Raw genomic sequence first — 13,216 nt, 5'->3', positions numbered from 1 at the left:
ACGAAGTCTCAACAATTTAGATACTAAACCTGCCACAAAAACATTAACGTTTACTAAATTGAAATCTTTTACGTGCTTTAGGCTGACCTGGCTTCTTACGCTCAACCTCACGAGGATCACGAGTCATGAAACCTGCAGCTCTTAGAGCTGGTTTCGATTCTTCATCAATTTTAACTAGAGCTCTAGCGATAGCCAAACGAAGTGCTTCTGCCTGACCTTTTACACCACCACCATCAAGGTTTACTTTGATGTCATACTTATCAGCAACCTCAAGAAGGTTTAATGGCTGAGTAACGATGTACTGTAGAGTTCCGGTAGTAAAGTACTCTTTAAGCTCTTTTTTATTGATGGTAATCTGACCCTTACCTTCGCTAACGTATACACGAGCAACTGCTGCTTTTCTACGTCCGATAGCATTAATTACTTCCATACCTCTTATTTAATAGTGTTTAAATCTAATTTCTTTGGCTGTTGTGCTTCGTGCTTGTGCTCACCACCTACATAAACATATAAGTTAGTGTAAAGCTTTCTACCTAAACGGTTTTTAGGAAGCATACCTTTAACAGCTTTTTCAATCAATCTCTCTGGGTGCTTAGCCATAAGGTCAGCAGGAGATTTAATTCTTTGTCCACCTGGATGTCCGGTGTAAGAGAAGAACTGACGGTCTGTCATCTTGTTTCCAGTCAAACGAACCTTTTCAGCATTAATAATAACCACGTTGTCTCCACAATCAACATGAGGAGTGTAGTTCGGCTTGTATTTACCTCTAAGTAGCTTAGCTACCTTAGAAGCAAGTCTACCCAACACTTCGTTTTCTGCATCGATAACAACCCACTCTTTGTTAGCGGTTGCTTCGTTAGCAGAAACAGTTTTGTAACTTAATGTATCCACTTCTAAAACTTTTAATAATTAATACTTTAATACAATTATTCCAATTTGGCTTGCAAAAGTACAAGAATCTCCCAAATACACCAATTTTTTTCTTGATTAATTGATGGATACTTAATCAGTTGTGGATAATCGGGATGATGTGGAGTGATTAAGTGTATCAAAAAATCAAAATTGATATATTACCCATTATTGAATTTGGTACTTGCTAAGGGTAGTCAAATCAACTTGTTGGGGAGGGATTCGTTCTCAAGAAAGCCCATCGTCACAATTTCACTGCAAAAGTATGAAATAATTTTTGCATCACCTGTAAGTTTTCGCCTTTTTTTGTGACAATTTCATTTCGTATGGCCTGATATGCAATTGCTAACCTGTTTTTAAATTGGATTTTTTTATTTTGCCGATGCTAATCCGAAGAATTCGATAAGTATGAGTACAAAATTAAAGGCAGATTTTTTTCAAAGAGACATTATGCTTGTGGCCGAAGAACTTCCTGGGAAGTTATTGGTGCGCAAAACTGATGATGGAAAAACCGAGACATACAGAATTACTGATATTGAAATGTATATTGGTGAAGAAGACCTGGCTTGTCATGCCTCTAAAGGCAGAACTGCAAGAACCGAGGTAATGTACGAAAGGGGTGGGTTGGTGTATGTGTATTTGATTTATGGGATGTATTGGTTACTGAATATTGTAACCGGTCTCAAAAATCAGCCTCAGGCCATTTTAATTCGCGGTGTAGAAAAGATTGATGGTCCTGGAAGAGTGGGACGTTCTTTACAATTGGACAAAAGCTTTTATGGCGAGGACTTAAGCAAATCCAATCGAATATGGATAGAGGATGATGGGAGCCCATCGGACTTTACCTGTCATCCTCGGATCAATATCGATTATGCTGGTGAAATCTGGAAAAAGAAACTTTTCAGGTATGTGCTGAAATGAGTACTACTTGTTCCACTTAACTTTCTTCAGGAAGAAATCGCCGTTTATTCTTAGATAAATGGCAGCCGCAAAATTTTCTTTGGAGTTTTTCAAATCGTAGTATACATCTAGTTTGCCACCAAAATGAATGCCATTGGCTACTTTATGCTCGTGGTAGTAATTTAATGTTGCTAATTCTCTTCTATTCTCAAAATAGCCAGGAGTATCGATGGCTACTGATTGAAATAGTTTTGACCCACGCGATGAAGCAAAATGATATCCGTTCCAGTAACCGAAATTCAGTTTTGATTTTTTGGTAGTGAAACCAACTTGCGGATAAATAGCATGTCCTTTATCAAACATGAATTCTTTTTCAGATGAGTTATCGACAAAGTAGTAGGCCATTGCTTTTGCATACCAGGATGTAATTCTTGAACCTTCCACCTGCTTTTTAAATGCAAGTCCAGAAGCATAGTTCCCAACGGTTTGAACCGATCCATCAGAACTGTCAATTTCCCCACCTCGATGGGTAAGGATTGCTTCCATCGGAATGGAAAGACTGTACTTGTCTGATGTATTTAGTTTCCAATCTCCAGATAGTCCGAAGGTAAATCTCTCCTGAAATGGATCATTTTCCAAGATGAACTGTTCCCAGTCGATCCAGGTTTGGAACTGTAATTTTTTGCTCTTGTAAAGAAACTGAAAACCATTTTCAGCAGTATTCATAAAATATCGTTCCGGCTCAAACATGGGTTCCGATAAGTCATGATTGTTATCCTGATTTAAGCTTCCCATGATAAATTCCATCTTGTCGGATGGTTTATAGATGGCAGAAAAGATAGCTTCGGTTTCGGTAAAATCTTCTCTTCCCGAATATTTTTGAAGGCGAACACCAGCTTCAATTCTAAAATTTGAAGAAGGGTAGTATACCAATTTCGGGGTAGCTACATATCCAATCCAGGTAGCACCATCAGAAAACTCTCCGTTGTATTCATTGTTTTTAACAAAGTTCAAATTCTCAAATCGAAGAAATAGCTTATTGCTGTCTGCTTTGCTAAACTCCTTGTAGTGTTGATAGGGAGTATCGATTTGGGCAAAAGAGAGATTGATGAATGCTGTAAGAAACAATATCAAAATCAGTGTACTTAATTTTTTCATCTGTTTGGTTTCGTTAATTCGTTGCAAAAATACAATTATCTCTGATCATCACTTGTTAATAATGTATAAAAAGTTTAAATCGAGTTTAAATAACGAAGGCTTTAGTTAAAAAATGTAAAAAATGATATGTAAATAATTCCGATTTCATAAATTTAACAGTTGATGAATTATAATTCAATGGAATTGTAAGGTCAATAAACTAAACCAAAACAGGTTATGCGGATCGCATGAGATTTGTTGTCTTCTGCGGATTGCGAGGTGTCGAATGTTGTGTGGTTGGCATAATCATTTAAAACCAAACAAACGTATGAAGAAAGTAAATGTTATTTACGCCTTTGTGCTTGGGGCAATTTTGTTTGCCTGTGCACCAAAGGAAAAGTATCAAACTGTTCAAAACACCGACGAAAATGGTTTTCGTTACGAAACGGTAACCAACGATCCAATGGGAGTGAGAATTTACACACTCGACAATGGATTGAAAGTCTACTTGTCGGTAAATCGTGATGCCCCACGAATTCAAACTTTTATCCCTGTAAAGGCTGGTTCTACTTACGACCCTGCTGAAACAACAGGTTTAGCTCACTACCTGGAGCATATGATGTTTAAGGGTACAGATGATTTCGGTACTGTAGATTGGCAAAGAGAAGAGGATTTGCTAAATGAAATCTCCAATTTATACGAAGAGCATAAATTGGCAGCAACAAAAGAGGGTAAGGCAAAGGTTTATGCGAAAATTGATAGTGTTTCGGCTTTGGCTTCGAAATTTGCTGTAGCCAATGAGTATGATAAGTTGGTATCATCCATTGGTGCGAAAGGAACAAATGCTTATACTACCTACGAACGAACTGTTTACATGAACGACATTCCTTCGAATGAACTTGAAAAATGGTTGAATATCGAAAAGGAAAGATTTAGCAAATTGGTTCTTCGTTTGTTCCATACCGAGCTGGAAACGGTTTACGAAGAATTTAACATGTCGCAGGATAATGATTTCAGAAAATTGAATTATGCTCTTATGTCTGGTTTGTACAAAAAACACCCTTACGGTACGCAGACTACATTAGGTAGAGCAGAGCATCTGAAAAATCCATCGATGGAAAATATTCACAAGTATTTCGATACTTATTATGTGCCAAACAATATGGCCATTGCCATGTCGGGAGATCTGGATTTTGAAGAAACCATTCAGCTGATTAATAAAACTTTTGGGCAGTTGGAATCAAAAGATGTTCCGAAATTTGTTGCTCCTGTTGAAGATCCAATCACAAAACCAATTGTAAAAGAAGTGTTTGGTCCCGATGCTGAAAGGTTATCAATGGCATTCAGATTTGATGGTATTGGTTCTGAAGATCAGAAATTTGTTACTCTTATTGATGGTATCCTAAACAATTCGAAAGCTGGATTAATGGATTTGAACTTAAATCAGAAACAAAAAGTATTGAGAGCCGGATGTTACCCAAGTTTTAATATTGACTATGGAATGCACGGATTTTATGGTGTTCCTCGCCAGGGACAGAAAATGGAAGAGGTAACAGAACTGATTCTTGGTGAAATTGAAAAAATTAAAAAAGGCGAGTTCGAAGATTGGATGCTTGAAGCTGTAATTAATGATTACCGTCTTGGTAAAATCAGGGGACAGGAATCTAACGGAAGAGCCCACGAATTTGCGGTAACATTTGCCAATAATGTGGCTTGGGCCGATAATTTGAAAATGCTTGATGAATTGGAAGGTGTGACCAAAGAGCAATTGGTTGAGTTTGCCAACAAGCACTACAATAATAATTATGTAGTAGTGTACAAGCGCAAAGGCGACGACAATAAAGTGGTTAAGGTTGAAAAGCCAGCCATTACACCGGTTAAAATTGATCGCAAGAAGCAATCGGAGTTTTACAAAGATCTTACTGCTAAGGAAACACCTGCATTGAAACCACTTTGGGTTGATTTCGAAAAAGAAATTCAGTCGGAAGAATTAAAGCCGGGTGTTACTTACGATTACCTGGAAAACAAATCGAACGAGTTGTTTAAGCTGATTTACATTTACGAAATGGGTAAGAATCATGACAAAATGTTGCCTATTGCTGTAAATTACCTGCCATATATCGGTACCGATAAATATTCAGCTGCCGAATTGCAGAAGGAGCTGTTTAAGTATGGTTTGTCCTTTGGTGTTCAGGCTGGCGACGACAGATGTTACGTATTCATTTCCGGATTGAAAAAATCTTTTGATAAAGGTGTGGAGTTGATGGAGCATGTATTGGCCAATGCCAAAGCCGATAAAGATTCCTACTCAAAATATGTTGATGGAATTATCAAAGAGCGTGCAGATAGCAAATTAAATAAAGATGAAATTTTGTGGGGTGCGATGTTTAACTACGCAAAATATGGAAAAAAATCGCCTTATACTGATATCCTGATGGAGAAAGAGTTGAGAGGTGTAAATCCTGATCATCTGACCGAAATGCTTTCGCAGCTAAAGGGTTACAAGCACAGAGTATTCTATTACGGATCTGATGCAAAACAGCAGGTTGCAGAAAATTTAAAGGTGAATCATCAGCTTGCTGAACAGCTGAAAGACATTCCGGAACCAACTCAATATCCAGAATTGGATTACAACAGGAATGAAATTTTCTTTGTTGACTATGATATGGTTCAGGCAAACATCATCATGTTGGCCAAGGATGAAAAACTGGATATGCAATTGATGCCTGAAATTAGGTTGTTTAATGAGTACTACGGCGGTAGCATGGCTTCCATCATTTTCCAGGAAATTCGCGAATCGAGAGCCTTGGCTTACTCAGCCTTCTCATCGTACAGAACGCCGGCAAAATTAGATGATTCGGGTTATTCATTCTCTTTTGTTGCCACAAGTACCGATAAGGTAAAAGATGCGACCGATGCGTTGCTTGAATTGCTAAACAAAATGCCTTACGAGGAAAAGCAGTTTAATGAAGCCAAATCGAACATGCTGAAGAAAATTCAGTCGGAGCGAATCACCAAAGAAAGAGTTTACTGGACCTACTTAAGTAACCTTAGAAAAGGGGTGAAGCACGATTATCGTAAAGATGTTTACGAGAAGGTACAGAATCAGAATATTGATGATTTGAACCAATTCTTTAAGAAGCATATAGCCAATAAAAACCATTGTTACCTGGTTGTTGGGAATAAAAAAGATATCAATATGAATGTACTTAAGAAATTAGGTAATGTTCATGAATTGAGTCTTGAGGAAGTATTTAATTATTAATTTGGGTTATATAGCTAGTTCTGTATAGAACTACTAAGTGCAGTTAACATTTGCTAACCTCATATATTATGAGGTTAGCAAATGTTTTTTTTGTGCTATAAATGCTAAGCTATTTTATGAAATCAACCAGATCGTTTAGATATAACTCACTTACTTTATCGGTTTTAGGATCGCGAATTGCATGTCCTCCATCAGGATAGACCTTAATCTTAAACCTGGAATCCAGCTTGTGTTCTTTCAGGCGCTCAATGCATTGTTCGACAGGAACATTTGTGTCATTTTCGCCAAGAGCAATAAACACAGGTTCCTCGACTTGTTTCCAAAATGGAATTGGATCGAACCCAGCGCTTGCCTTAACATGAGGCATTTTTAAAATTTTCTTTGATGTTATTGGTGCAATTTGTTTGGCAATAAATTCATAGGTATAGGGGGATATGTTGTAAATTTCTTCGTGCAGCAATTGTTCATTTGTTGTTACGGTCGATCCTGCCATTGATACAATAAAATCAATATCGTCCGATTTTGTTGCAGCAATTGGAGCGATCCATCCACCCTGGCTCATGCCAATCAATCCAATTTTAGTGTATTGCAAAGAGGTATCTTGTTTTAAATATTCAATGCAGGCAAGCGCATCATTCGCCAAGAGTTCAAAACTTACACCCAGCCATTCTCCTTCCGATTTTTCACAACCTCTTTTGTCGGGAAGCAAGACGGCTATTCCGTTTTCAGTTAAATGTTTGGCAACAGATAAGTACCAAACGCTATTTCTATGGCTTGGTCCTGAACCATGAATTAATACAGCTACAGGGTAGGATGATGTATTTTCAGGTAGCATTAGCATGCCTCCTAATTCGATATTTTCGGCGCTGTTTTTAAAAGAAATATCAGTGTATTGAAATTCTGATAAATCTGGGCCACGTAAAGGAAGATTGCCCTTCTTTTTGTAGATTAAAGGAAGCAAGAGAATCGTGATTATTATTGCAATAATGAGAGTTGTTTTTTTCATTTGATTAGATGTTTTTGGGGGTTATAAAAAAAGGCTTCTGTGCCAGTTAGCAACAGAAGCCTCATACTTATTTGAATACTTTTGGTAAAGCAGGTGAAAAAGACCAAACCCTTCTTCACCAAATTGGGGTAAAGATCGCATTCAAATTTAAACCGTTTCGCAGTTTGCATCTGGCAATACCATTGCAAGAATAAAGTAAACCAATAACATTAATGGATTAAATAATGTAAGGATTAAATATCCTGCCCTGATAATGACTGGATCTAGTTCCGGATTGATGTATTGAGAAATACCTCCGCAAACACCTGCTATCTTTTTATCTTTTGATCTGAATAATCGTTTCATATTATTTGTATTTTTTACTCTTCATCTTTGTCGATGCTGTAATGCGACAAAGTTTCCAATTCGTCCACATGAAAGTCTCCAAAAAATGAAATTAGTGATGTTCTGTGTTCGTTGTAATGAAGGATATGGAATTCGCTAAATCTTTTTCCTTTTCCTTTTGCAAAGAAATGAACATCGTCATCATCTTTATCTCTTTCTTCAATTAATACTTCTTTGTAAGCGTTTCCTTTCGAAAGCTGCGATACAACAATCTTTTTAAATTTCGATTCATCGCCGGTTTCGTGTTTAAAGCTTAAGAATTTAATGTTTTTGCAATCGCCGGTAACGTTCTTCTCCAATTCATCTTCGTCGATGTCAAAATCAAGATTTTTTAAAAATGATCCTGCAAAGCTAAAGCTGTTAAAACCATCGAGATTTGAGTATTTGGCGTGTAATTTTTCTCCTTTGGTTTGAGCCTGAGAAAGTAAAGGCAAAGCAAATGCAATTAGAATTACTAATAATTTTCTCATAATTTTTGTTTTAAAATGAACCATGTTTGCACCGATTTTTGTGTGTGATGAAAAAGGTATCGGTGCAAAACATGGATAGAACAACTATTTATTATTCAACTAGGCTTAAGCCTTCTTTTTTCATGATCCATTTTTCGCCAAGCATGTCGAAATCCCAGGTGTTGCTTACATTATCGATGTCGTGAATGACTCCTCTCATTGAATCATCCAGGTAAACTACTTTTCCTTCAGGCACCTTTAGGGTAACATGTAGTTTCTGGTTTCTCCATTTGGTATCGTCCGGCAGGATGAAGCTCTTGTCAAAAACCAATACCGAATCTCTTAAATTCCAACTGTATTTTATTTCCTGGGCATTATCGGCAGCAATGCTTGAGGTTTTGCCACGCGCACTTTTTTTTAGCTTGATTTCAAATTTATCGGAGTAGCTTTTTTCAATATCAAGGGTAACTTCACCAATTAAAAGTTCTTCGCCATCTTTTTTAATGATTTCGATACCTTCAATTTCCTCGCTGTCTTCGTACCAACCATCTTTTAATCTGTTATAAGTTTGAAGGTATAAGATGTTTTGATCCTGAGCTTCCAATAGAATGCTATCGGTGTATACCGTTTTCTTGTGCATGTATGCTTTCATTTGCGAGAAACTTAAAGCAACCAACAGGATAATACCTGCCAACCACACTGCCAGTGCACTAAAACCTATGGCTTTATTATTGGTTTTGAAATTGAAAAGTAATTTAATGCCTGCAAAAATCAACAGCATTAATGGAATGGCAATAACAATAAGTACTCCAATGGTAAATAGGGTAATGTTGGTGCCATCAAGAAATAGTTCAGGTAACATCATGCCCGAGAAATGGAAATCTGCAAATGGTCCAATAAATGTTCGAGCAAATATCAGTGAGCCAATAAAACTAATGAGTGATACGAAGCCTGCAAAAATGAATCCAATTCCAAGGAGAATAATAATCACTTTTAGTAAAAGGCGCAATGCCGATCCAAGGAAATCAATTACTCGGTCGAAACCATCTCTTACCTGGGGGCTACTTTTCTCCCTCATTTTATCAAAGCTATCCTTCACTTCCTTGTATTCATCCTTTATCGATTCCTCGATATTGGATATATTGACCTTTTTGCCTTTCATTTCAAGCTTTTGGCTGGTTGTAATGGCTTTAGGAACAACTATCCAAAGAATGATATAAAGAAGGAATGCAAAACCATAACCAAGGAAGAAGAAGAGCACAAACAGTAATCTAAAAACGACTACATCGATACCAAAATAGGCCGATAAACCACTTGCAACACCACCGAAAACTCTTTTGTCCGGATCGCGGTACAACCTGCGCTTCTTTTTACCATTCACAGTGGCTTGCGTTTGAGTTTGTGATTCCTCAGAAGTTTCTTCTGTGGTTTCAAAAATCTCCTCAGGTCGTCCCATAATGGTAATTACCTCTTCAACCATGTCAACATTTACGACCTGGTCTTTGCTACTTAATTTTTCCTGGAAAATCTCGGCAATTCTGGATTCGATATCAGAAATAATTTCTCTTCCTTCTTCGCCTGGGCCATAGTGGCTGTTGATCGTTCGCAGGTAATCTTGTAATTTCTCAAAAGCATCTTCATCGATGTGAAATATACTTCCGCTTATATTAATTGTTAATGTCTTTTTCATAGTGTTAACAGTTTTTGGACTTACTTTTTAATCGTATTTACGGCATCAACCAGTTCTTGCCACGAACCATCCAGTTCTTTTAAGAAATCGTTGCCTACTTCAGTACTTGTGTAATACTTTCTAGGAGGTCCTTGTGTCGACTCTTCCCATCTGTAGCTTAATAAACCAGCATTTTTAAGTCTGGTAAGTAAGGGATAAAGTGTCCCTTCCACTACAATCATCTTGGCCTCTTTTAGCTCCTTAATGATATCGGATGCATAAGCATCACTTTTAGAGAGAATGGAAAGAATACAATATTCCAGCACTCCTTTTCGCATTTGGGCTTTTGTATTTTCTATCTTCATACTTGGAATATTTTATACTGTTTATATTCTTGATCTGATATTTCCAGGAAAATTCCTGAAGTTTTTAGATCTTTTCTTTTTCGTAATTGTTGTTGTGTTTTGCTTTGTTGCAATTGAATCCTGGCAAACTTCACATTTTTCAGATCTTATGCTATCTGTTGATTCTTCAATTGAACTACTACTTGAACTTCCAGAAACAATGTCTTTACATACTTTAAGGTTCTCCTTAAAAATCAATATCCCATTATCCAAATAGCCTTTTTCATTTGTGATTTCGTCTTCAGGAGAATCTTCAGAATTGTTTGCCGAAGGAATCACATTTGCAACCGATATTAGAAATTGATCCATTTGTAAGATTTGAGCCTTAGACTCAATGGAGATGGTCATGACTGTAAGTAACAGTATTGTGATTCTCAATATTTTGTCTTTGAACAAGGATTTCATGATTACATTTTTAAATAATACTATCTCTAACCTATAAGTTTGTATTACAAATATACATAGAAAAAAAGGTAATATGCAATACATAGTACCATATTATTTGAAAATAAATCCTTAAAATGCTGGAAATCAACAATAAAAAATTTAAACTTTTTTTGTACTATATTTGGATTTCTTGAAAAAAATGAATTCAGGGTAGAGTTGAAAGGGATGAAAAAGGTATATCAGCGAAGGGAAAAATGCATAGGTTGTGCATATTGTGTGAGTATTGCGCCAGGATTTTGGGCGATGAACGAGAGAGATGGGAAATGTGATTTGCTAGGTTCACACCTTTTGAAGAAGGAGCATGTGCTCGAAATTTTTGAGGATGAGGTGGAGCAAAATAGGAAAGCTGCAGAGATTTGCCCAACTAATTGTATCAGGATAGAGTAGATTTTGTAATAAGTCAGGTGAATAAAAAAAGGAACCTTTTAAAAAGATTCCTTTTGATACTATATGAATTGAATGTTCAATTATTCTTTTGACGCTCTTTTTCTATCATGCTCCGACAGTAAGATTTTACGAAGTCTGATATTGTTTGGCGTTACTTCAACATATTCGTCACCCTGTATGTATTCCAAAGCCTCTTCCAAAGAGAAAATAATTGGAGGAGCAAGTTTTACCTTATCATCAGCTCCCGAAGAACGCATGTTGGTTAATTTCTTGGTTTTGGTCACATTCAGTACCAAATCGCCTGCACGATTGTTTTCTCCAACTACCTGACCAGCATAAATTTCAGTTTGTGGCGGTACGAAGAATCTTCCCCTGTCCTGAAGTTTATTTAATGCATAAGCAAATGTAGTTCCAGTTTCCATTGCAATTAAAGAACCATTTACACGTCCAGGAATTTCTCCTTTATGTGGCTGGTATTCGTGGAAACGGTGCGACATTACAGCTTCACCTGCTGTAGCGGTCAATATTTGGTTTCTCAAGCCAATAATTCCTCGCGAAGGAATATGGAATTCAAGGTGAACACGATCAGCCTTACGTTCCATGGTCAACATTTCACCTTTGCGCTGAGTAATTAGCTCGATTGCTTTTCCTGAAACATCTTCCGGAAGATCGATGTAAAGAATCTCGATTGGCTCACATTTTTCTCCGGCAATGTCTTTAATAATTACCTGTGGCTGGCCAACTTGTATTTCGTAGCCTTCACGACGCATGGTTTCAATAAGAACCGACAAGTGAAGTACACCACGTCCGAATACATTGTATGAATCGGCCGAATTGGTTGGAACAACTCTCAATGCAAGGTTCTTTTCAAGCTCAAGTTCCAAACGGTCGATCAAGTGACGAGAAGTTACGTATTTACCATCCTGTCCGTAGAACGGAGAGTTGTTAATGGTAAATAACATACTCATTGTTGGTTCGTCGATGGCGATTGGATCCAATGCTTCCGGATTTTCGATATCGCAAATTGAATCGCCAATATCAAAACCTTCAATACCTACTAAGGCACAAATTTCGCCCGACTCCACTTTCGAAACACGTTCTTTGCCCAATCCAGAGAAAACATGAAGTTCCTTAATTCTTGATTTTTTAATGCTGCCGTCTCTTTTGGCAAGACTCACATCCATGCCTTCGCGAAGTTCACCTCGGTGAACACGACCTACTGCAATACGACCTACGTAATTAGAGTAGTCTAAAGATGTAATCAGCATTTGAGGTGTTCCATCCAAAGTTTTTGGTTCAGGAATGTATTCAATAATTGCATCTAGAATTGCAGTAATATCGGTGGTAGGTTTTTTCCAGTCTTTCGACATCCAGCCTTCTTTTGCCGAACCGTAAATGGTTGGGAAATCAAGCTGTTCTTCTGTAGCTTCCAGGTTGAACATCAATTCAAACACCTGCTCCTGTACTTCTTCGGGGCGACAGTTTGGTTTGTCAACCTTGTTTACCACTACAACTGGTTTCAATCCCAATGCCAAAGCTTTGGACAATACAAAACGAGTTTGAGGCATGGTTCCTTCAAAGGCATCTACCAATAGAAGAACACCATCGGCCATATTTAATACACGCTCAACCTCTCCACCAAAATCGGAGTGACCAGGTGTATCAATAATATTAATTTTTACATCCTTGTATTCAAGAGATACGTTTTTCGATAAAATGGTAATACCTCTCTCTCTTTCCAGATCATTGTTATCCAGGATTAAATCGCCTGGATTTTCATTCTTTCTAAAAATGTTGCTGTGCATTATCATCTTATCAACCAAAGTTGTTTTTCCGTGGTCAACGTGAGCAATAATTGCAATGTTTCTTAGTTTCTTCATCTCGTATCTTCTTTATGACTCTCTGTCTTGCAAATCTGTCTAAATCATTAATCTCGGGATTTCCTATAGTAAAGTTTATCCCAGAAAAAGTCAAGATTCAATCTCATGTTTTTGAAATAATTGTGACTGAATCGATTGCGCTGTTAAAAATGCGGCTGCAAAAGTACGGTTTATTTTTGGGATTAAATCCTTTTGGAAGGAATAATTTATAAATGGCGAAAAGTACAACTTAACTTATTGCTTTATTAAAATTAACTTAACAGATCATGCTGGATATTCGCATAGATTTGCAGGTGTGAAAACAAGGGAATGTAATTTAGAATCAAATCAATTAAGGCTGCGATAAAAAGAAAAAACAGTACCTTCGCAGAATTATTGG

13 protein-coding genes are annotated in these 13,216 nt (G+C 37.2%); 3 read left to right on the top strand and 10 right to left on the bottom strand.

Translation table 11 applies throughout. The features are described from left to right. Window positions 1-43: 43 nt before the first annotated feature. Both rpsI and rplM read right to left on the bottom strand, forming a co-directional pair. Window positions 44-430 carry a 30S ribosomal protein S9 gene (gene rpsI / locus ELS83_RS18105; protein WP_171596955.1) on the bottom strand — a complete coding sequence of 129 codons (387 nt, stop codon included), beginning with the start codon at window positions 428-430 and terminating at the stop codon, window positions 44-46. A gap of 5 nt (window positions 431-435) precedes the next feature. Next, window positions 436-891, bottom strand: a complete 456-nt coding sequence (gene rplM / locus ELS83_RS18100) for a 50S ribosomal protein L13 (protein WP_171596954.1) — start codon at window positions 889-891, stop codon at window positions 436-438. A gap of 426 nt (window positions 892-1,317) precedes the next feature. On the opposite strand from rplM, the gene ELS83_RS18095 reads away from it, so the two are divergent. Then, window positions 1,318-1,830: a DNA-3-methyladenine glycosylase gene (locus tag ELS83_RS18095; protein WP_171596953.1), complete on the top strand. Its 513-nt coding sequence runs from the start codon at window positions 1,318-1,320 to the stop codon at window positions 1,828-1,830. A gap of 3 nt (window positions 1,831-1,833) precedes the next feature. On the opposite strand, the gene ELS83_RS18090 is transcribed toward ELS83_RS18095, so the two are convergent. Continuing rightward, complete coding sequence (locus ELS83_RS18090; protein ID WP_171596952.1) at window positions 1,834-2,967, bottom strand: hypothetical protein; 1,134 nt, start codon at window positions 2,965-2,967, stop codon at window positions 1,834-1,836. Window positions 2,968-3,274: 307 nt separating this feature from the next. Between ELS83_RS18090 and ELS83_RS18085 the strand changes: the two genes are divergently transcribed. After that, window positions 3,275-6,211, top strand: coding sequence for a M16 family metallopeptidase (locus ELS83_RS18085; protein WP_171596951.1), 2,937 nt, complete (start codon window positions 3,275-3,277; stop codon window positions 6,209-6,211). 109 nt (window positions 6,212-6,320) lie between these two features. Here the strand turns inward: ELS83_RS18085 and ELS83_RS18080 are convergent, their stop codons facing one another. From ELS83_RS18080 to ELS83_RS18055, 6 genes are all read right to left on the bottom strand, one after another. Beyond that, window positions 6,321-7,217 carry an alpha/beta hydrolase family protein gene (locus ELS83_RS18080; protein WP_171596950.1) on the bottom strand — a complete coding sequence of 299 codons (897 nt, stop codon included), beginning with the start codon at window positions 7,215-7,217 and terminating at the stop codon, window positions 6,321-6,323. A 147-nt stretch (window positions 7,218-7,364) separates the two neighbouring features. Next, entirely contained in the window at window positions 7,365-7,562 is a 198-nt protein-coding gene (locus ELS83_RS18075) for a PspC domain-containing protein (RefSeq protein WP_171596949.1), read from the bottom strand. Window positions 7,563-7,576: 14 nt separating this feature from the next. After that, on the bottom strand, window positions 7,577-8,071 hold the full coding sequence (locus tag ELS83_RS18070; RefSeq protein ID WP_171596948.1) for a DUF4252 domain-containing protein: 495 nt from the start codon (window positions 8,069-8,071) through the stop codon (window positions 7,577-7,579). A 91-nt stretch (window positions 8,072-8,162) separates the two neighbouring features. Continuing rightward, on the bottom strand, window positions 8,163-9,740 hold the full coding sequence (locus ELS83_RS18065; RefSeq protein ID WP_171596947.1) for a PspC domain-containing protein: 1,578 nt from the start codon (window positions 9,738-9,740) through the stop codon (window positions 8,163-8,165). 20 nt (window positions 9,741-9,760) lie between these two features. Then, a complete protein-coding gene (locus ELS83_RS18060) occupies window positions 9,761-10,084 on the bottom strand; it encodes a PadR family transcriptional regulator (protein WP_110363638.1) in 324 nt (107 codons plus the stop codon). Between the two features lie 21 nt (window positions 10,085-10,105). Next, the gene (locus ELS83_RS18055) at window positions 10,106-10,528 is read right to left on the bottom strand and encodes a hypothetical protein (RefSeq protein ID WP_171596946.1); all 423 of its coding nucleotides are present in this window, start codon (window positions 10,526-10,528) and stop codon (window positions 10,106-10,108) included. A gap of 207 nt (window positions 10,529-10,735) precedes the next feature. Between ELS83_RS18055 and ELS83_RS18050 the strand changes: the two genes are divergently transcribed. Further along, window positions 10,736-10,957 (top strand): ferredoxin, encoded by a 222-nt coding sequence (locus ELS83_RS18050; RefSeq protein WP_171596945.1) that lies wholly within the window; start codon window positions 10,736-10,738, stop codon window positions 10,955-10,957. An 80-nt stretch (window positions 10,958-11,037) separates the two neighbouring features. Here the strand turns inward: ELS83_RS18050 and typA are convergent, their stop codons facing one another. Then, the gene (gene typA / locus ELS83_RS18045; RefSeq protein ID WP_171596944.1) at window positions 11,038-12,837 is read right to left on the bottom strand and encodes a translational GTPase TypA; all 1,800 of its coding nucleotides are present in this window, start codon (window positions 12,835-12,837) and stop codon (window positions 11,038-11,040) included. Between the last annotated feature and the right edge of the window lie 379 nt (window positions 12,838-13,216).

It is taken from the genome of Marinifilum caeruleilacunae (genome assembly GCF_013141825.1).
Classification (GTDB): domain Bacteria; phylum Bacteroidota; class Bacteroidia; order Bacteroidales; family Marinifilaceae; genus Marinifilum; species Marinifilum caeruleilacunae.
This window is presented reverse-complemented; position numbering and strand designations above follow the sequence as displayed.

Coding starts and splice junctions, on each gene's coding strand:
- rpsI (WP_171596955.1), bottom strand. CDS start 430: ATGGAAGTAATTAATGCTATCGGACGTAGAAAAGCAGCAGTTGCTCGT.
- ELS83_RS18095 (WP_171596953.1), top strand. CDS start 1,318: ATGAGTACAAAATTAAAGGCAGATTTTTTTCAAAGAGACATTATGCTT.
- ELS83_RS18090 (WP_171596952.1), bottom strand. CDS start 2,967: ATGAAAAAATTAAGTACACTGATTTTGATATTGTTTCTTACAGCATTC.
- ELS83_RS18085 (WP_171596951.1), top strand. CDS start 3,275: ATGAAGAAAGTAAATGTTATTTACGCCTTTGTGCTTGGGGCAATTTTG.
- ELS83_RS18080 (WP_171596950.1), bottom strand. CDS start 7,217: ATGAAAAAAACAACTCTCATTATTGCAATAATAATCACGATTCTCTTG.
- ELS83_RS18075 (WP_171596949.1), bottom strand. CDS start 7,562: ATGAAACGATTATTCAGATCAAAAGATAAAAAGATAGCAGGTGTTTGC.
- ELS83_RS18070 (WP_171596948.1), bottom strand. CDS start 8,071: ATGAGAAAATTATTAGTAATTCTAATTGCATTTGCTTTGCCTTTACTT.
- ELS83_RS18065 (WP_171596947.1), bottom strand. CDS start 9,740: ATGAAAAAGACATTAACAATTAATATAAGCGGAAGTATATTTCACATC.
- ELS83_RS18060 (WP_110363638.1), bottom strand. CDS start 10,084: ATGAAGATAGAAAATACAAAAGCCCAAATGCGAAAAGGAGTGCTGGAA.
- ELS83_RS18055 (WP_171596946.1), bottom strand. CDS start 10,528: ATGAAATCCTTGTTCAAAGACAAAATATTGAGAATCACAATACTGTTA.
- ELS83_RS18050 (WP_171596945.1), top strand. CDS start 10,736: ATGAAAAAGGTATATCAGCGAAGGGAAAAATGCATAGGTTGTGCATAT.
- typA (WP_171596944.1), bottom strand. CDS start 12,837: ATGAAGAAACTAAGAAACATTGCAATTATTGCTCACGTTGACCACGGA.